At 70.4% G+C, this 17,892-nt stretch carries 13 protein-coding genes and 1 pseudogene; 10 read left to right on the forward strand and 4 right to left on the reverse strand.

Annotated elements, in window-relative coordinates:
- Nucleotides 1-15: 15 nt before the first annotated feature.
- From ACWD5Q_RS28620 to wrbA, 5 genes are all read left to right on the forward strand, one after another.
- A complete protein-coding gene (locus ACWD5Q_RS28620; RefSeq protein WP_451429948.1) occupies nt 16-4,443 on the forward strand; it encodes an HAD-IC family P-type ATPase in 4,428 nt (1,475 codons plus the stop codon).
- 171 nt (nt 4,444-4,614) lie between these two features.
- Nucleotides 4,615-5,181, forward strand: a complete 567-nt coding sequence (locus tag ACWD5Q_RS28625; protein ID WP_451429949.1) for a cysteine hydrolase family protein — start codon at nt 4,615-4,617, stop codon at nt 5,179-5,181.
- A 217-nt stretch (nt 5,182-5,398) separates the two neighbouring features.
- A complete protein-coding gene (locus ACWD5Q_RS28630; protein WP_451429950.1) occupies nt 5,399-6,016 on the forward strand; it encodes a TetR/AcrR family transcriptional regulator in 618 nt (205 codons plus the stop codon).
- Between the two features lie 25 nt (nt 6,017-6,041).
- Nucleotides 6,042-6,374 (forward strand): hypothetical protein, encoded by a 333-nt coding sequence (locus ACWD5Q_RS28635; protein WP_451429951.1) that lies wholly within the window; start codon nt 6,042-6,044, stop codon nt 6,372-6,374.
- Nucleotides 6,375-6,457: 83 nt separating this feature from the next.
- The gene (gene wrbA / locus ACWD5Q_RS28640) at nt 6,458-7,069 is read left to right on the forward strand and encodes an NAD(P)H:quinone oxidoreductase (protein ID WP_451429952.1); all 612 of its coding nucleotides are present in this window, start codon (nt 6,458-6,460) and stop codon (nt 7,067-7,069) included.
- Nucleotides 7,070-7,579: 510 nt separating this feature from the next.
- Here wrbA and ACWD5Q_RS28645 read toward each other — a convergent pair.
- Nucleotides 7,580-8,992 (reverse strand): aminopeptidase P family protein, encoded by a 1,413-nt coding sequence (locus tag ACWD5Q_RS28645; RefSeq protein WP_451429953.1) that lies wholly within the window; start codon nt 8,990-8,992, stop codon nt 7,580-7,582.
- Nucleotides 8,993-9,137: 145 nt separating this feature from the next.
- Between ACWD5Q_RS28645 and ACWD5Q_RS28650 the strand changes: the two genes are divergently transcribed.
- Complete coding sequence (locus ACWD5Q_RS28650; RefSeq protein WP_451429954.1) at nt 9,138-10,121, forward strand: helix-turn-helix transcriptional regulator; 984 nt, start codon at nt 9,138-9,140, stop codon at nt 10,119-10,121.
- 1,096 nt (nt 10,122-11,217) lie between these two features.
- On the opposite strand, the gene ACWD5Q_RS28655 is transcribed toward ACWD5Q_RS28650, so the two are convergent.
- Both ACWD5Q_RS28655 and ACWD5Q_RS28660 read right to left on the reverse strand, forming a co-directional pair.
- Nucleotides 11,218-11,889 (reverse strand): hypothetical protein, encoded by a 672-nt coding sequence (locus tag ACWD5Q_RS28655; RefSeq protein ID WP_451429955.1) that lies wholly within the window; start codon nt 11,887-11,889, stop codon nt 11,218-11,220.
- A gap of 86 nt (nt 11,890-11,975) precedes the next feature.
- Nucleotides 11,976-12,260, reverse strand: coding sequence for an RHS repeat-associated core domain-containing protein (locus ACWD5Q_RS28660; protein ID WP_451429962.1), 285 nt, complete (start codon nt 12,258-12,260; stop codon nt 11,976-11,978).
- Nucleotide 12,261: 1 nt separating this feature from the next.
- Here ACWD5Q_RS28660 and ACWD5Q_RS28665 point away from each other — a divergent pair.
- Nucleotides 12,262-13,142: pseudogene (locus tag ACWD5Q_RS28665) on the forward strand (IS5 family transposase); the annotation flags it as partial.
- 162 nt (nt 13,143-13,304) lie between these two features.
- Nucleotides 13,305-13,643, forward strand: coding sequence for a hypothetical protein (locus ACWD5Q_RS28670; RefSeq protein ID WP_451429956.1), 339 nt, complete (start codon nt 13,305-13,307; stop codon nt 13,641-13,643).
- Nucleotides 13,644-13,881: 238 nt separating this feature from the next.
- Here ACWD5Q_RS28670 and ACWD5Q_RS28675 read toward each other — a convergent pair whose 3' ends face one another.
- Entirely contained in the window at nt 13,882-14,658 is a 777-nt protein-coding gene (locus ACWD5Q_RS28675; protein WP_451429957.1) for an SDR family NAD(P)-dependent oxidoreductase, read from the reverse strand.
- A 662-nt stretch (nt 14,659-15,320) separates the two neighbouring features.
- On the opposite strand from ACWD5Q_RS28675, the gene ACWD5Q_RS28680 reads away from it, so the two are divergent.
- Together ACWD5Q_RS28680 and ACWD5Q_RS28685 are read left to right on the forward strand one after the other, a co-directional pair.
- Nucleotides 15,321-15,794, forward strand: coding sequence for a nuclear transport factor 2 family protein (locus ACWD5Q_RS28680; RefSeq protein WP_451429958.1), 474 nt, complete (start codon nt 15,321-15,323; stop codon nt 15,792-15,794).
- Between the two features lie 646 nt (nt 15,795-16,440).
- Nucleotides 16,441-17,655: an epoxide hydrolase family protein gene (locus tag ACWD5Q_RS28685; RefSeq protein WP_451429959.1), complete on the forward strand. Its 1,215-nt coding sequence runs from the start codon at nt 16,441-16,443 to the stop codon at nt 17,653-17,655.
- Nucleotides 17,656-17,892: the final 237 nt, after the last annotated feature.

The raw sequence follows: 17,892 nt of genomic DNA on the forward strand, positions 1-17,892 counted from the left end.
AGCAGGTGATGCGTGGTGGCACTGCCGGGAGGCACGCTGCTGCGGACCGTCGTGTCGTCCGTCGTCGTACTGCGGGACGACAGACGCCGGCGCATACGGCACTTCGACGGGCGCGCGCATGTGGCCGTACGGGGGTTGCAGGAGGGCGCTCTGCCCCGTGCGAGGGCCGAGAGACTCGCCGAGGACGCCGAGCGGCGGCTCGCCGAAGTGCCCGGAGTGACCTGGGCGGTGGCCAACACGGTGCTCGGGCACGTCGTCGTCGCCACCGAGGGCGCGTCCGACGCCGAGGACCTCGTCGAGGCCCTGACCGAGGCGGTCGAGTCGACCGAGGAGGACCACGACGTCGATCTCCCTCTGCCCGACCACCCGCTCTCCGGCACGGCGGCCCGGCGTGCGGGGGTGGCCATGGCACTGCACATCGCGGCCGCACCCCTGGCCGCCGCGACGGGCCTGGTGCGCAGGACGCCCCTGCCTGCCTCGGTCGCGGCATTCGCCCCGCTCGTCGACGCACACCCTCGGCTGCGGTCCCTGGTGGAGCGGGCGGTCGGCACCGAATCCGCCGGACTGCTCATGGCCGCGCTCACGGCCCTGGGCCAAGCCGGCTCCGGAGGGCTCCTCGGCACCTGTGTGGACTCCGTCCGGTACGCCCTGCGGATGATGGAGGCGAACGCGGAGTGCGAGGCCTGGGCCGCGGCGGAGCCGCGCCTCACGGGCAGCGCCGCGGCCGGCGCCCACCGCGCGGCGCCCCCGCTCCCCCGCGAGACCCCGTTGCAGCACGGCCCCGTCGAACGCTACGCCGACCGGACACCCCTCGTGGCGGCGGCGTCCTTCGCCGGATCTCTCCTCGTCACCCGGCGCCCCGGGAAGGCCGCAGGCGGCGCGCTGGCGGTGATCCCCAAAGCCCCGCTGCTGGCCCGTGAAGCCTTCGCCTGCGCCCTGGGCCGGGGCCTGGCGCACCAGGGCGTCCTGGTGGCCGAGCCCCGCGCGCTGCGCCGACTGGACCGGATCGGCACGATGCTCCTCGACACGGATGTCCTGGCCACGAGTTCCCATGTCCTGGCCGATCTGGTGCCCCTGGTCGACGCGCCCGCCGGAGAACTCGCCGCGCGGGCCCACCGGCTCTTCGACGGCTCGGCGCCCGAGCGGCTGTCCCGGGAGGAGGAGTGGACCCTTGGACCCGTCGAGCGCCTGTCGCTGGACGGACACCCGGGAGCGCCGGCCCGGGAGCGGCTGGAGCGCGACGGCGCACGGCTCGTGCTCGGCCTGGCCCAGGGACGACGCCTGCTCGCCGTGGTCAGCGTGGCGCCGCAGATGCACGACGCCGCCGGGGCCTTCGTGCCCGCCGCCCATGCCGCGGGGCTGACCGTCGCGGTCACGGGCGCGTACGCCCATGACCCGACCGTGCGGGGGGCCGACGCGGTACGCGAGGCGGGCGAGCGGGTGCTCGACGCCGTACGGGACCTCCAGCGTGACGGCACCGGCGTGCTGCTGGTCTCCCGCGACCGGAGCGCGCTGGGGGCCGCCGACGTGGGGGTGGGCGTGGCCGGCCCCGGCAGCGGCCCGCCCTGGGGCGCCGACCTGTATGTGGAGGGTGATCCGGCGGCGGCCGTCGTCCTCGTGCACGCCTGCCGCGGCGCACGCGACAGCGCGCACCGCGGAGTGCGGCTCGCGCAGGCGTCCGCCGCGGTCGGCGCGACGGCTGCGGTGGCCGGGCAGTCGCGGCGGGCCGCGACGCACAGCACGACGGCGTTCAACGCGGCGGCCGCCCTCGGCACGGCCGCCGGTGTCTGGTCGGCGGCCCGGCTGCTGCGGCGGCCCCTGCCCCTGACCGACACGTCCCGGCACCCCTGGTACGCGATGGACCCGGCCACCGTGCTCGCGCGGACCGGGAGCAGGGACGACGGGCTGACCTCGGAAGAGGTACGGGAGCGGGGCACCGCCCCGGACGAGGAGGCACGGACGTCCTCGCTCGGCCGGGCCTATCTGACCGAGATGGCCAACCCGCTCACTCCCGTGCTGGGTGCCGGCGCGGCCATGTCCGCGTCCGTGGGCGCCGTCCTCGACGCCGTCGTCATCGTGGCCGTCACCGCGCTGTCCGGGCTCTTCGGCGGTTTCCAGCGACACCGGACCGACCGGGCGGTGGCCCGGCTGCGGCGTGAGTCGGCCGTCATGGCGAAGGTGCTGCGCAACGGCACGGACACCACCCTCCCCGCGCAGAGCCTGGCCGTGGGCGATGTGGTGCGGCTGAACGCCGGCGACGTCGTGCCGGCCGACGCGCGCCTGCTGGAGGCGCACAACCTGGAGACCGACGAGTCGGCGCTCACCGGCGAATCGCTTCCGGTGGCCAAGGATGTGGCGCCGGTACTGGCCTCGGGTCTCGCGGACCGTACGTCGATGGTCTACGAGGGCACGACGGTCGCGGCGGGCCGTGGCCGCGCGGTCGTGGTCGCGACCGGTCCCGCGACCGAGGCGAGCCGGGCCGCGGCGGTCGGCCGGGGCGCCGCCCCCGCCGTCGGGGTGGAGCGCAGACTGGCCCGGATCACCCGCGGCACCCTGCCGGTGGCGCTCGGTTCGGCCGTGGCGGTGATGGCGGCGGGCGCACTGCGCGGACGCCCGGCCCGGGACACCGTCGGCACCGGTGTGGGGCTCGCCGTGGCGAGCGTTCCCGAGGGGCTGCCGTTTCTGGTGTCTGCGGCCCAACTGGCCTCCGCGAGAAGGCTTTCCGCCCGGGGCGCCCTGGTCCGGGATCCCCGTACCATCGAGGCGGCCGGCCGTACCGACGTACTGTGCTTCGACAAGACCGGAACCCTCACCCACGGCCGCATCTCCCTCGTCTCCGTCGCGGCGGACGGCGACAGCCGGCCCCTGGAATCGCTCGGCGGCAAGCAGCGCTCCGTACTCGCCGTGGCGCTGCGGGCCACACCGCGTCCGCACGGCGCGGGCGGGCTCGCACACGCCACCGACGGCGCGGTCACCGCGGGAGCGAAGGAGGCGGGTGTGCGCCGGACGACGGGCGCCCCCGGCTGGCAGCGCCTGTCCGGTCTGCCGTTCGAGCCCAGCCGCGGCTTCCACGCCACCCTGTGCCGGTCCGAGGGCCGCCGCATCCTGTCCGTGAAGGGAGCCCCGGAGGAGGTCGTCGGACGCTGTGCCACCCGGGGCGGCCGGCCGCTGGACGCGGAGGGCCGCGCGGACATCCTCGCCGCCGGGGAGAGACTGGCGGCCGAGGGCCACCGCGTCCTCGCGGTCGCCGAACTCCGCGACGCGCCCGAGGGCGACCTCACGGACGAGGCGGTGCGGGGGCTCGACTTCGCCGGGTTCCTGGCGTTCGCCGACCGCGTGCGCAAGACCGCCGCAGCCGCGGTGCGCCAACTCGCGGACGCCGGCGTGCACATCGTGATGATCACCGGCGACCACCCGGCCACCGCCGGCTCGACGGCCGCCGAACTGGGCGTCCTGGACGGCAGACGCGTGGTGACGGGCGCCGAACTCGACGACCTCGACGACCACGCTCTCGACGCGCTGCTGCCCGACATCGGCGTCGTCGCCCGGGGCACTCCGGTGCACAAGGTCCGCATCGTGCAGGCCTTCCAACGCCTGGGCCGCACCGTCGCGATGACCGGCGACGGCGCCAACGACGCGCCCGCCATCCGGCTCGCCGACATCGGGATCGCCTTCGGTACGCGGGCCACACCGGCTGCCCGGGCGGCGGCCGACCTGGTGGTCACCGACGACCGGCTGGAGACGGTGCTCGCCGCTCTGGTGGAGGGGCGCGCCATGTGGGCCTCGGTACGCCAGGCCCTGGCGATCCTGGTGGGCGGCAACCTCGGGGAGATCGCCTTCACACTGCTCGGTGCGGCCGCCACCGGCACCTCTCCGCTGACGGCCCGTCAACTGCTGTTGGTGAACCTGTTCACGGACCTCGCGCCGGCCATGGCCGTGGCGCTGCGCCCGCCGCCTCCCGAGGCCGCCGACCGCATGCTCCACGAGGGCCCCGAGGTCTCGCTCGGTACGGCGCTGACCGAGGAGACCCTGTGCCGCGCCGTGGCCACCACCCTCGGCGCGACGGCCGGATGGCTCGCCGCGCGGTTCACCGGGCGCGGGACCCGCGCCCGTACCGTCGCCCTGGTCGCGCTGGTGGGCTCCCAGCTCGGCCAGACGCTGCTGGCCGGGGGCCGGAGCAGATCGATCGTCGTCTCCTCCGTGGGCTCGCTGGTGGCGCTGGCGGCCGTCGTCCAGACCCCGGTGCTCAGCCAGTTCTTCGGCTGTACGCCCCTCGGCCCGGCCGCCTGGGCCATCGCCCTGTCCTCGGCGACCGGGGCGACGGTCGTCTCACCGTTCCTGCCGGCCCTGGTCCACCGCCTGCACGCCTTCGCACCGCGGCCGGAGTCGCGACCACACCCGCAACCACAGCCGCAACCGCAACCGGCCGCCGTTCCCGTGTAGCCGGCACCAAGGCGACCGGCCTCGCCCGGAACCGCGGGCGTCAGGGCCACTCCGGGGCCGCCCTGCAAAGGGCCGCGATGCAGGTGCCGATGGCCGCCTCGTGCCGGGTTGTCAGTGCCTCCCTCTACGGTGAGGTTCGACCTGGCACCTCGAAAGGAATCCGGAGTCCCCATGACAACCCTGCCGGACCGGCCGAACACCGCGCTGCTCGTCATCGACGTCCAGAACGGGGTGGTGGCCGACGCCCACAACCGCGACGGCGTGATCGCGAACATCAACACCCTGATCGGCAAGGCCCGCACGGAGGACGTGCCGGTGATCTGGGTGCAGCACTCCGACGACGGCCTCGTGCCGGACAGCGAGAGCTGGCAGTACGTGCCGGAGTTGGAGCGCCACGACTCGGAGCCGCTCGTCCACAAGCGGTACGGCGACTCGTTCGAGGACACGGAGCTGGAGGCGTTGCTCGCCGGGCACGGGGTGGGCCGCCTGGTCGTCACGGGCGCCGCGACCGACGCATGCGTCCGTTCGACCCTCCACGGAGCCATCGCGCGCGGGTACGACGCGACGCTCGTGGCCGACGCCCACACCACGCAGGACCTCACCGCGTACGGTGCGCCGCCCCCGGAGCAGGTGATCGCGCACACCAACCTGTACTGGGCGTGGCAGAAGGCGCCCGGACGCCGCGGGGGCACCGTGACCACGGCGGACGTGACCTTCGCATCGCCCGAATCACGCTGAGCACCCCCGGCCCGCCGCATACGGGCTCCTGGCCGCGGCGGACCCGCCCGGCCTGGCGGAGCCCCGGCCGGTGAACACCACCGAGCCGGGGCCTTCCGCGTCTCTACAGCCGGTCCCGCATCACGCTGCCGCCGTACGCCGCCACGCTTCGTGCGACGGAACCACAACTAGCCGACCGGTCTATTATTGGTAGGCGATCGGTCGTATACTCACAGCCATGGGACGCAGTAGTGATGCGAGGGAAAAGATCCTCACCGCCGCACAGTCGCTCATCGAGCTGCGAGGCTACTCAGCGTTGGGCGTGGCTGAGATCTGCAAGGCCGCCGGCGTGCCCAAGGGCAGCTTCTACTACTTCTTCGAGTCCAAGGAGGCCCTTGCCCTGGCCGTGCTGGACGAGCACTGGGAAGTCCAGCGCGGTGACTGGGTCCGGGCCCTGCACAACGATACGGAGCCGCTCTTGCGGCTGCGTCGGCTCTTCCAGGAGACCGCGGCCGATCTGCGCGCAGGCCAGCAGAGTTGCGGGACCGTCTCCGGCTGCATGTTCGGCAACCTCACCCTGGAGCTGAGCAACCAGACCGAGCCCATCCGCGAACGCCTGCAGCAGATCTTCCAGGCCCAGGTGGAAATGGTCGAGAAGGTCATCACCGAAGCCCGGCAGCGCGGGGATGTCACCGTGGGGGACACCCGGGAGGCCGCCCGGTCGGTGGTCGCCCAGCTCGAGGGCCAGGTGCTGTTCGCCAAGCTCTACAACAACACCCGGCACCTCGAAGCCCTCTGGGACAACTGCTTGTCACTGCTCTCCGCACGCCGTCCGGACGTAGCGGCAGCCTCCTGATCGACCCCGGCCCCGGGTCACTGGGGTGCTCACCGACAGCGGGCTCACCCTGGCCGTCCACGAACCCCCGCGACGCAGCGGCGACATGTTCGATCCGTCCCGCACCTGGCTCGACCAGGTCTCGCTCGCCGTTGCCGACCGGACCGCCCTGGACGACCGGGTGCGGCGCCTGGACGATCTCGGGGTTCCCTGTTCGCCGGCGCGGAACGCCGGTTACACGGAATTCGTCTCCGTGGCCGACCCGGACGACATCGCCCGGGAGTCATGGGCCGCCAACCCCGGGGCGCTGCCAGGTCGCCCCGGCGACGGGTCGCGAGGGCCCGGCATCCCGACCCCTTTTCACAGAACCCTTTTTTGAACTAGCCGACCGGTCCACTATAGTAAACGACCGGTCGACTTCCGACCGTGTGCACCAAGTTCCCCATGAAGTGGAGAGCCCCCGTGGCCACCCCCGTCAAGCTCGCCGTCGTCTACTACTCGTCAACCGGCACCATCGCCGAGATCGCCCGGGAACTCCGCGACGCCGGCGTCAAGGCCGGCGCCGAGGTCCGCCTGCTCAAGGTCGCCGAACTCGCCCCCCGGGCGGCCATCGACTCCAACCCCGCCTGGGCCGCCCACCACGCCGCCACCGCGGACATCCCCGAGGCCACTCCCGAGGACATCGAGTGGGCCGACGCCGTCCTCTTCGGCACCCCCACTCGATTCGGGAACGTCTCCTCCCAGCTCAAGCAGTTCATCGACACACTCGGCGGCCTCTGGGCCCAGGGCAAGCTCGCCGACAAGGTCTACAGCGGCTTCGTATCCAGCGCCACGGCCCACGCGGGCCAGGAGTCCACCCTGCTCGCCCTGTACAACTCCATCCACCACTTCGGCGGCATCACCGTCAGCCCCGGCTTCACGGATCCCGCCAAGTTCACCGACGGCAATCCGTACGGCACCTCTCACGTCGACGCCCAGGGCAACAACCCCGTCGGCGACGCCACCCGGACCGCCGCCCGCATACAGGCCGAGCGTGCCATCAAGATCGCCACCGCTCTCAAGGCCGCCGCCTGACAGCCCGCTGAACGCAAGCCTGTCGGCGCCGACCCTGCGGCGCCGACAGGGGGCATCGGCACCGGTGTGTGCTACACCGCGAACGCTCTGCTGGTGCCGAGGATGACAGGCGGCCTTCGCTTCGCCGTTCGGCTGAAGCGGCCTGCAGCGGGACGGCGCCGCCGCTCCTCGCCGTCCGTGCGCGACGGGCCGACGACATCCCCATCAGAAGCATCCCAACGACCCAGGGCCGACCCGCTGCACGGCCTGATCGAGCCGCCTCCTGCCCGTGCTCTCCGCGGCCGTGGCGGCCGCGGAAAGCAACGTTGATCCCGCCGCCTGCGCGATGCTGCGTCCCGGCGCCAGACAGGTTCCACGAGCAAGGAACACCCACCACCGGGCGCCGCCCGTGCCGCCCCTTCGCACAGGCCGACTCGTCCGCTCGCTCTTGCGTGACGCGGCGAACTCACGGTCATGCCAGGGCAGGGTCGCCGGACGGCGACCCTGCCCTGGGCACGGTTCTCGATGTGCTCAGCCCGCGAACCGGGCCATCCACGCCTCGACCTCATCCGCAGACCGCGGCAGACCCGCCGACAGATTCTCGTGACCATCGGCGGTGACGAGCAGGTCGTCCTCGATGCGTACGCCGATGCCGCGCCACTCCTGGGGCACGGTCAGGTCGTCCGGCTGGAAGTACAGGCCGGGCTCGACGGTGAGCACCATGCCCGGCTCCAGTACGCCGTCGACGTACTCCTCAGTCCGGGCCTGCGCGCAGTCATGGACGTCCAGGCCGAGCATGTGACCGGTACCGGCCATGGTGAAACGGCGCTGGAGGCCCAGCTCGTACGCGCGGTCGGCAGGCCCTTCGATGAAACCCCACTCGACCAGGCGCGCCGCCAGGGAACGCTGGGCCGCCTCATGAAAGTCCCGATACGCGGCGCCCGGTTTGACGGCCGCCATGCCCGCCTCCTGGGCCTCGTACACCGCGTCGTAGACCGTGCGCTGGACGGGGGTGAAGGTGCCGTCGATCGGAAGAGTGCGCGTGACGTCGGCGGTATACAGGGTGCGCGACTCCACGCCCGCGTCGAGCAGGAGCAGCTCCCCGGGGCGCACCGGTCCGTCGTTGTCGGTCCAGTGCATGATCGTGGCGTGCTCGCCCGCGGCGCAGATCGTGCCGTAGCCGACGGCGTTGCCCTCAAGGCGGGCGCGGCGGAAGAAGGTGCCCTCGATCCACCGCTCGGACGAGGCGATCGCCCGCGACAGCTCACTGACGACGTCCGTGAATCCGCGCACCGTGGAGTCCACGGCCGAGCGGATCTCCTTGATCTCCCACTCGTCCTTCACGACGCGCAGATCGCTGAGGGCTTCTTCCAGCTCCGCGTCGCGCTCCGCCTCGGTGGCGACGGCGGCCTCCAGGGACGGGTCGATACCGCGGACGATGCGGGTCGGTGTGCCGGAGGCGGCTGCCAGCTCGCCGGCCGCCGTGCGGACGTCCCGGCACGGCAGGCCGAGCACGCTCTGCGCCTCGGCGAGGGAGCGGCGCCGGCCCATCCACAGCTCCGCTGTGGGGCCGGTCCAGAACTCGTTGTTGTCCCTGCTGTCCCGCGGGAGTTGGTAGCAGTACGCGTCGTGACCCCCGTCCGCACGGGGGTCGAGGACGAGGGCACCGTCCCGGGCCTGGTCGCCGGTCATGTGTACATAGCCCGAGTACGGCCGGAACGGGTAGGTGTCGTCGTTCGAACGGACCTTGAGGTTCCCCGAGGGGATCACGAGCCGTTCGCCCGGGAAGCGCGCGGAGAGCGCGGCCCGGCGCGCGGCCGCGTACGGGGCCTGCTCGTCCAGCGTCAGTTTCCGCCGCTCGGTGTCCGCCCACCCCGTCCGCATCAATGCGGACAGTTCTTCGGAGATCCCTGAGTACAAACCGTTCTTGCGGCCTTTCGCCACTGCGTCCGCCTTCCTGAAAGTCGCGCGCCACCATGCGCCGACGGCTCGGCGACGTTATCCCGCGATGCCCACGTATGGTGCCCAGTGGTGCCACTGGCACGGATCGGCCACGCCTGGCCGGCCACGGCCGTCGATAATGCGGTTCATGACGAACGCGAATCTCGGCGAGGCACTGCGGCTCCTGGGCATCGGTCAGGCGGCGTCCCGGGTCTATCTCACCCTGCTGGAGCTGGCCCCTGCGCCACTGAGCGACATCGCCGCCGCGGCCGGTCTGGACAGCCCGGGCCTGACCACGGCGTACGGCGAGCTCGTCGACGCCGGCCTGGCCCCTGCCGCCGAGAGGGACGAGGACGTGGTGGGGCCGGTGGCGCCTGCGGCCGGTCTCGAGGTCCTCGCCCGGCGCCGTGCGGCCGAGGTCGAGAAATCCCGTATCGCGGTCGCGGGCGCCTTCGATTCGTTCCGGCGCCAGCGGCTCTCGGCCCACAACGACCACCTCGTCGAGATCGTCACCGGTGACGCCATCGGCCCCAGGATGCGCCAAGCCTGGGCCAGCGCCCGCCACCAGATCCGGCAGTTCGAGTCACCCCCCTACTCCCCTGTGCCCAGTGCCACCGACGACGCACTGGCCACGCTGGCCCGCGGGGTCACACAACGCGTCGTGTACTCCCGCGAGTCGCTGGAACGCCCGGACCACCTCAAACAAGTCATCGAACCGTGCGTCAACGCCGGTGAGCAGGCCAGAGTGCTGCCGTCCGTCCCCGTCAAGCTCCTGATCATCGACGAGTCGTACGCCCTGGTGTCACTGTCGATCAAAGAGGCCGACGTGCACAACACCATGCTGGTCGTACAGCCATGCGGTCTGCTCTCCGCCCTCATCGCGCTGTTCGAGCAGTCATGGCAGCACGCTCTGCCCTTCCACGGCAGCACGACCCGCCCAGGCGGTCCGCCTCCCGCCGACCGCCGTCTGCTGTGGCACCTGGCCAGCGGCACGAGCGACGACGTCATCGCCCGCGAACTGGGAATCAGCCGCCGCACACTGTTCCGCCGCCTACAGATCCTGATGGCCCGGCTGGGCGCCACGAACCGCTTCCAACTGGCCCTGCAGGCCCAGCGCAACGGATGGTTGTGAAGGCCGGCCCCTGGCCCGGCCCCACCCGGACGAACGCGCGCTGTTGTCGTTCCGGTCTTGTTGATCGACTCGCTGTCGCCCTCGTCGGCAACATCTCTCAGAGCCCGACCAGTCGCACCTTCACCGTGCCCCGGGACCCCAAGACCAAGAATGCCCCCGGGGACATCACCGGGGCCGGGCGCAGCAGGCCCGCCCCCGGGGGAGCACGGCCACCTCGACCAGATCGGGCGACGACCGGTCAACATCAATGGACGCCGACAACGGCGACTGGGAGCGGAGGAGGGCTCCCAGCCCGCTCCCGCCAACGCGTCAGGGGCTCTCCGAAGAGAGCCCCTGACTTGCGGAAATATCCGACATCACTGTCGGGACGACAGGATTTGAACCTGCGACCCCTTGACCCCAGGAGTGAACCTCCAAGGAATTTTCTGGATATAGCAGACTCAACCAGGACGCAGGATGCGTGGAGAAGGCCCCCTCGTGCACCGTCGCGCACACCGTGTGGTCCCCAACTGGTCCCCGCTCGTGGTCGTAAACCTGCCGCCGGACACTCTATGAGACCTGTCGACGCCATGACCCATGTCGCCCGGGCCGGACAGCCCGAGCACGGAGACCATCCCGTCCAGTTCCCCCTCGGTGCAGTCGTCCATGGGCTCAATACCGGGACCGCCGAAGGGAGAGGCCGGGTTCAGGGTGAGGATCAGGCCCTCGGGCAGCGACCAGGGGTCGGCCAGATCAAGGCGAAGCCGCAGGTCTGCTGCAAACCAGGACTTCGGCTGCTTCGCATCGAAAGTGACGACACCGCCGCGCCTCTTCGTCCAGGAAGGGCACGGCGCCGTACTGCTCGGCCGTGGTGACCGGCTCCCGTTGGGGCCAGGGGACGCTCTTCGAGTCGGCCAGATCACGCATGATCGCCCGCGCCCGCGCCAGCGCGCTCAGGGCGTCGGGAAAGGGTTCGCGCACTCGGTAGAACGTCGATGACAAGGAATGTGCCTTCCGAACAGGGCAGGGACGAACGCGGATCGACTTGATGCCGCACCGCGCGGCTGGCGCACACGTCTCACCTCCACCGCGGTACAGGAGGCTCGGGGCGTCCGGGTCACCCCTGCTGGGGTTCGCCCAGCGCGAGTCCCGAGTCCCTACGCCAGGCTTCGCCCTCGGGCGTCCAGGCGACACGTGGACCGAGGCTGACCCAGACGCCGAACTCACCGGGGGACGGCTCGGCGTGCTGCCCGGCCCAGACGCTGTTCAGGCAGAGCTGGACGCCGCAGTCCTTGGATTCGGGCAGACCGCTCCAGCCACAGTCCCAGCTGACACTCATGGTCAGTGGTCCGAGTACGGAGACCATCTGGCTCAGATCCTCCTCAGTGCTGTCGTCTTCCGGCTCGCTGTCCGGGCCGCCGAAGGGCGGGGTCATGTTCAGGAAGAAGGTCAGGCCGTCGGGCAATGGCCAGAGGTCTGCCAGGTCGGGGCGGAGCTGGATGTCCGCGACGAAAAAGCGGTTCGGCTCCTGACGATCGAGCGCGATACCGCGGGATGTCAGTTCGTTCAGGTACGAGTTCAGGCCAGGCAGATCCCGTTCCCCGCCCACCCGTCCGACGCTGAAGGTGCGCACTGCGTGCACATACTGCTCGCGTGTGGTGACCGGTTCCAGTCGAGGCCAAGGGAGGCCGTTCGAGTCGGCCAGGTCGCGCATGATCGAGCGCGCCCGCGTCAACGCGCTCCGCGCGTCGGGAAAAGGTTCGCGCACTCTGTAGAGCGTCGAGGACAAGGAACGTGCCTTTCTGACAGGGACAGGAACAGGGGCGGACGCGTCACGGTAGGCATCCGCCCCCCGTCCCGGATTACGGCCTGAGTTCAGACAGCGGCGGACGATTCAGTACGAGTACCCGTTCGACGAATAGTAGGTATGGGTACGTGCATCGAAATGGCCCCCGTCGGGTCGCTGCCGGTCACCGGGTCGTTGGCGGCGTAGTCGTAGCCCGTCAGCTGCGAGGGGTCGGTCGCCTCCAGTTGCGGGTCACGGCTGACGAAGCGGCCGGTCTGCGTGTCGTACTCGCGCAGACCGAGGTTGACCAGGCTCGTGGCGGCGTCGGTGGTGCCGCCGAAGGGCAGGTACTGACCCCCGAGCGGCTGCGGCAGCAAGACGGGTGGGCAGTGGCGGGAGATGCCGACGGAGTTCGGTGCCTGGTCGACCGTCCACAACCGCTTCCGCCAGTGGAGAGACGCCGGGGTCTTCGAGGCGCTGCTGGAGGGGCTGATCGCGAAAGCCGCGAAGCGCGGTGAGGTGGACCTGTCCCTGGTCGGCATCGACTCCACCACTGCCCGGGCCCACCACGACGCGGCTGGGATGCACCTCGACGAGGACGTCGTCACCGCCCTGGAGAAAGCCTCCGCTGAGGAGGAGAAGGCCAGATCAAAGGGGGCTGCCTCGAAGAACAAAGCGGGCAGGAGGCCGAAAGCGATCCCGCACGGGAAGAACGAAGACGCATCCGGCGGCGGCGAAAACTCCGGCTGAAGGCCGCCCTCCTCGGACGCTCCAGGGGCGGGCAGACCAGCAAGGTCCACCTCGCCGCCGACCGCAAGTGCCGCCCGCTGGCGTTCATCCTGACCGCGGGCCAGGCAGCGGACAGCCCGCAATTCATCCCCGTCCTGAAGAAGGTGCGAGTGCGCGGGCCCGTCGGCCGCCCCCGCACCAGGCCGGACGCAGTCGCCGGGGACAAGGCCTACTCGTCCCACGGTAACCGCGCCCACCTGCGCAAACGCCGTATCAAGGCGGTCATCCCGGAGAAGAGGGACCAGGCCGCCAACCGGAAGAGGAAGGGCTCCAGGGGTGGCCGGCCTGTCAGTCACGACACCGACCTCTACAAGGAGCGGAACACCGTCGAACGCCTGATCAACAAACTCAAGGCATGGCGAGGCATCGCCACCCGACACGACAAGACCCCGGGCAGCTACCTCGCCGGCCTCCACCTGCCCGCCTCGATGATCTGGGTCAAAGACCTCACCCAGACCGCCCGGTGATCACGACTCGATACGCGCCCGATCCTGGAGGCCGCCGCCGACCTTCTGGTTGCCGGAAACGACATCAACCTCGACGACGCCCTGCGTGCGACACGTACGAGCGAGGGACAGTTGTTCCACTACTACTCGGGTGGCCGAGAAAAGCTCCGCCGAGCCGCAGCCGTGCGTCACCTTGCCAGGCTCGCGGAGGCCGAGGCCCCGGCAAACCTGGTCACCTGGCAGGACTGGGAGGACTGGATCGCGCAGATCCTCCGACTGCACGAGCAGCAGTCGGAGGACGACGCTTGTGAGGTCGCCGCCTTGGCAGGTCGCGCGCTCGACACGGACAAGGTCACCCGCGGGCTGGTCGGCCGCACCTACGAGGTATGGGCGGCCACCCTACGCGATCAGCTGGGGACGATGCAGGACGCCGGCCTGCTGAGAAGCCGGCGGCGACAGAGCACTCGCGGCCTGAACGAGATCGCGCGGAAGCTGCACTTCTCCCCGAGGAGCAGCGCCTGAGCCCCGCGGCTTCGACCCGTGCATACTCGCATGAGATTCCTACGAGCCCGGGCCGTCGTGCTGAGATTGCCGCCCGCCGAAGCGTGGCAGCACCCATCCGGCGGCGACTTGCCGATCTGACTGCGCATCATCGGCGTGGTGGCGCCGTCGGGGGCCCTGACGCCGGGCGTCCATCGCAAGAAACGGGGTCTCGCAGCAGCACCCCTGGGTGGTGTACCACCAGCGGTCTCACTCGAAGTCAACGAGCCGAGAGGAAACCGCCATCCACCGGCAGCACGACACCATGAATGTGTGCGGCTTCGTCGCTCAGGAGGAAGACCGCAGCGGCGGCGACTTCCTCTCCAGTGCCAGGACGCCGGTCCGGAACGCCCGCGGTCAGCTGCAGCAGCATCTCGTGGTAGGACGCATTGGCGGGGGTCATGGTCGGCCCGGGGGCGACGGCATTGACGCGGATGCCCTGTGCGGCGAGCTCGGCCGCCCAGGAGGCCGTGAGGGAGTGCAGCGCCGCCTTCGTCGCCCCGTAGAGGGCGGCGACGGACATGCCGACCACCCCGTTGACAGAGCCAATGTTGACGATGGCACCGCCGCCGACTTCCAGCATGCCGGGGACGACCGCCTTGGTGAGCAGGGCTGGCGCCTTGATGTTCACAGCCAGGGCCTGGTCGGCGAGAGCCTCGTCGACATCGAGGAGCGACTGGGCAGGGATCAGATGGGCTGCGTTGTTGACGAGGAGGTCGATCGCCCCGCCAGCGGTCTCGGCCGCGTTCGCCACGAGGCTCTCGATCGCCGGCGTGCCGCCGACGAGGTCGGCGGCCACGAAGTGAGCGCTTCCGCCTTCCGCCGTGATGCTGTCGACGACCGCCGATCCCTCGGAGCTGTTGCGGCCGGAGACGATGACGGTTGCGCCCTCACGGGCAATTGCTTCGGCGACGGCGCGACCGATCCCGGAGGTGGATCCGGTGACCAGGGCACGGCGGCCTGCAAGACGCTTGGTGGTGTGGATGCTCTCGGGCATGGCTCTTTCTTCTGACTAGGTATTCACGTGATGACGTGCGATGCCGACTGCGCAGGAGCGGCGTCGGCAACGACGCCCCGATCGACGGTCGCATCGACCGGGAGGCTGGCCGGAGAAGGCCGCTGCCGGTGCGACCCGGAAGCGCGGCAAGGCCGGTGACACTGCGGCGTGCCAGGTCGTCAGGGCCGGTCGGCGCCGTTCCGCAGAGCAGAAGATGCCGATCCCCAGGTCGCCTGGGAGGTTTTGGACTCCCACGCCCAGAACTGTCCTCTGAGGATTTTGGACTGTCAAGTCCAAAATCTTGGAGCGCGACGACCTGGTACAGCTGAAGACAACGTCAACTCGACCCGACTGCGCAGCAGCCCGACCGGCCGCACTCGAAGCGGGGCGATCGGAGCGGGCTCAGTCGAGCGCCGGGCTCGGCGACCCATCTCAGGCGAAGGCCGCCGGCGGGTCCCCGTAGGCACTTGCGCGACCCTGCGCGGCGAGTCCCGAATCGCCCCCCAGGCGCACATCGGGCCCACGGCGGCCGATCGGGCCGCCGCCAGTGAGCCACCCATACGCCACGACCTCCAATGGAATGGACTTGCTAGTCCAATTTGGCAGACGCACCATGGCGGCACAACCCGGCAATCAAGCCGGAGTAGCAGAGGGGCACAACCATGAATGACCTGGAGCGTCTCGCCGCGATCGAGGACATCCGCCGTGTAATGGCGGCCTATGTCCACTACGCCGACCTGCACCGGTGGCGGGATCTGGCCGACTTGTTCGAAGTCGACGGCACCTTCACGCCACTGAAGGTCGACGGCACGGAGTGGACCGTCATGAACGGCCAGGAGCAGATCGCTGCAGCCCTCGGCGGAAACGCCGGACCCAACGACGTCGTCATCCACCACCTGTTCTCGGACGAGATCGACGTGCACTCGCCGACGACAGCCCACGGCGTCTGGTCCATGGAGGACTCGTTCACCCGCGGCACGACGACAGAGGGAGGGGAACGCACGGACATCCCCGACGAGTTCGCGTTCAACACGATGCACGGATCCGGCCACTACCACGGTGACTTCGTCAAGACCGACGGGGTGTGGCGCATCCAGAAATTGGTGCAGACGCGCCTGCGGCTCGACTTCACCTGAGCGCTTCGCTCCTCGGACAACGCCTTGGGCCGCGAACACCTCGACGGTCGCGCGCCCAATACCCCTGGTGGATATCGCCGCCGGAACTGTTGCACGCCTCAAGTCGGCGCGCCATTGTCCCCGTTCCTCCAATCGGCCTGTTCTGACCGCCCTGCATGCACCTGCCCCCGGGGGGCGCGGCACTGTGCGTACAAGACTGGAACATCAAGCTCGATCCAGGCGCTGCCGCCCCGTCGCAAGCACGTCACAGGCCCCAATATTGGACTTGCCAGTCCAATATTTGTGTCCTACGGTTCCCCTATCCGCCTCGAACGGGGCACAATCGGCCCCCCTGAGAGCCAAGGCCGCGGCAGGATTCGGATCCCTGGCATCGAGCGCCCGGCACCCGCCGCCCGATGGCGCGTGAGGTCCTTCGCGCAGACACCCTGGGGCAACCTCCCTGTGCCAGGACAGCCCGGCACAAGGCCAGCGAGATGCCTCGCGATCTTCGGCGCCGGCGACCAGTCAGAGCTCTCCGTCCACCGCCTTCTTCGCACGAGACCGTCGTGGACTGCGCGTCACGTGCCACCGACGCGCTGACTGCGCGACCGGTCGACGCAGAACCCGTTCGTACTTCGACCACAGCTACTGACAGAAGGAGCCTTTCATGGCGACCGACCCCGGCCTTGAGCCGTACACCATCCACATCTCCGACGAGGTCCTGGAGGACCTGCGAACTCGACTGCGGGCCACGCGCTTCGCGCCGGACCTCGACAACCGGACCGAGGTCTACGGTCTGAGCACGGAGTACATCCGGCCGCTGGTGGAGTACTGGGCGGACGGCTTCGACTGGCGGGCGGTGGAGAAGCAGCTCAACACCTACCAGCAGTACCGCGTCGAGATCGACGGCACGCCCGTCCACTTCGTGCGCGAGCCGGGCAAGGGCCCCGCCCCGATCCCGCTCATCCTGTCGCATGGCTGGCCGTGGACGTACCACGACTGGTCCAAGGTCATCCGGCCGCTCGCCGATCCCGCCGCCTTCGGCGGCGACCCGGCGGACGCGTTCGACGTGATCGTGCCGTCACTGCCCGGGTTCGCGTTCTCCAGCCCCGTCGGTCGCGGAGACCTGAACCACTGGAAGGACGCCGACATCTTCCACACGCTCATGACGGACGTCCTGGGCTACTCCAAGTACGCGGCCGGCGGCTCCGACTACGGCTCGCTGATCACCAGCCAGCTCGGCCACAAGTACGCCGACCACCTCTACGGCATCCAGCTGGGCGTGGAGCTGATCCCGCCGATGCTCGAGAGCTGGGACGCGCTCACTCCCCCGCTGCCCGACGACGCGCCGCAGCGGCTGCGGGACGACATGGTCCTGTTCCAGAAGACCTACGCCTCCCACGTGAGCGCCCACATGCTCGACGCCCAGACGCTCACGCTGGGCCTGAACGACTCCCCGATCGGGATGCTCGCCTGGCTGCTGCAGCGCTGGAAGAAGTGGAGCGACCGGTACGGGAACTTCGAGGACGTCTTCCCGCGCGACCACATCCTCACCAACGCGACGATCTACTGGGCCACCCAGTCCGTCGGCTCGTCCATCCGCAACTACCTCAACGCCGTGCGGTACCCGTGGACGCCCTCGCACGACCGCGTCCCGCAGGTCGAGGCCCCCGCCGGCTTCACCTTCCTGCTCGGCGACGTCTTCCCGCCCGGCGTGCGCACCCCCGAAGAGCGCATCGCCGCCTTCACGAACGGCCCGGTGGGCTCCTGGTACAACCCGGTCAACATCAAGGCCCACCAGAAGGGCGGCCACTTCGGCCCTTGGGAGAACCCCGAGGCCTGGATCGAGGACCTCCGCGAGACGTTCCGTCAGCTGCGCTGACCCTGCGCCCCGCTCACGCGGTGACGCCTCGCCCGGCTCCTCCACCAGCCGGGGAGCGGACACCTCCCAGCTGTTCGCCCTTGCCCGTGGTGTCCCGGACCTCCGCCCGGGACACCACGGGCAAGAGTCTCTCTCCCATCTCAGAGCGTGGTGGTGAACCGGACAGTGTTCGGTGGGTGGGGCTGGCGGGGGATGCCTCGAACGATCTTGCTGGCCGGTCGGCGTGCATGGAAGAAC

Source organism: Streptomyces sp. NPDC002513 (genome assembly GCF_053595355.1).

What these genes read in the sequence shown, in the direction of transcription:
- ACWD5Q_RS28650 (WP_451429954.1), top strand. Translation starts at nt 9,138, where the DNA reads ATGACGAACGCGAATCTCGGCGAGGCACTGCGGCTCCTGGGCATCGGT.
- ACWD5Q_RS28685 (WP_451429959.1), top strand. Translation starts at nt 16,441, where the DNA reads ATGGCGACCGACCCCGGCCTTGAGCCGTACACCATCCACATCTCCGAC.
- ACWD5Q_RS28675 (WP_451429957.1), bottom strand. Translation starts at nt 14,658, where the DNA reads ATGCCCGAGAGCATCCACACCACCAAGCGTCTTGCAGGCCGCCGTGCC.
- ACWD5Q_RS28625 (WP_451429949.1), top strand. Translation starts at nt 4,615, where the DNA reads ATGACAACCCTGCCGGACCGGCCGAACACCGCGCTGCTCGTCATCGAC.
- ACWD5Q_RS28630 (WP_451429950.1), top strand. Translation starts at nt 5,399, where the DNA reads ATGGGACGCAGTAGTGATGCGAGGGAAAAGATCCTCACCGCCGCACAG.
- ACWD5Q_RS28680 (WP_451429958.1), top strand. Translation starts at nt 15,321, where the DNA reads ATGAATGACCTGGAGCGTCTCGCCGCGATCGAGGACATCCGCCGTGTA.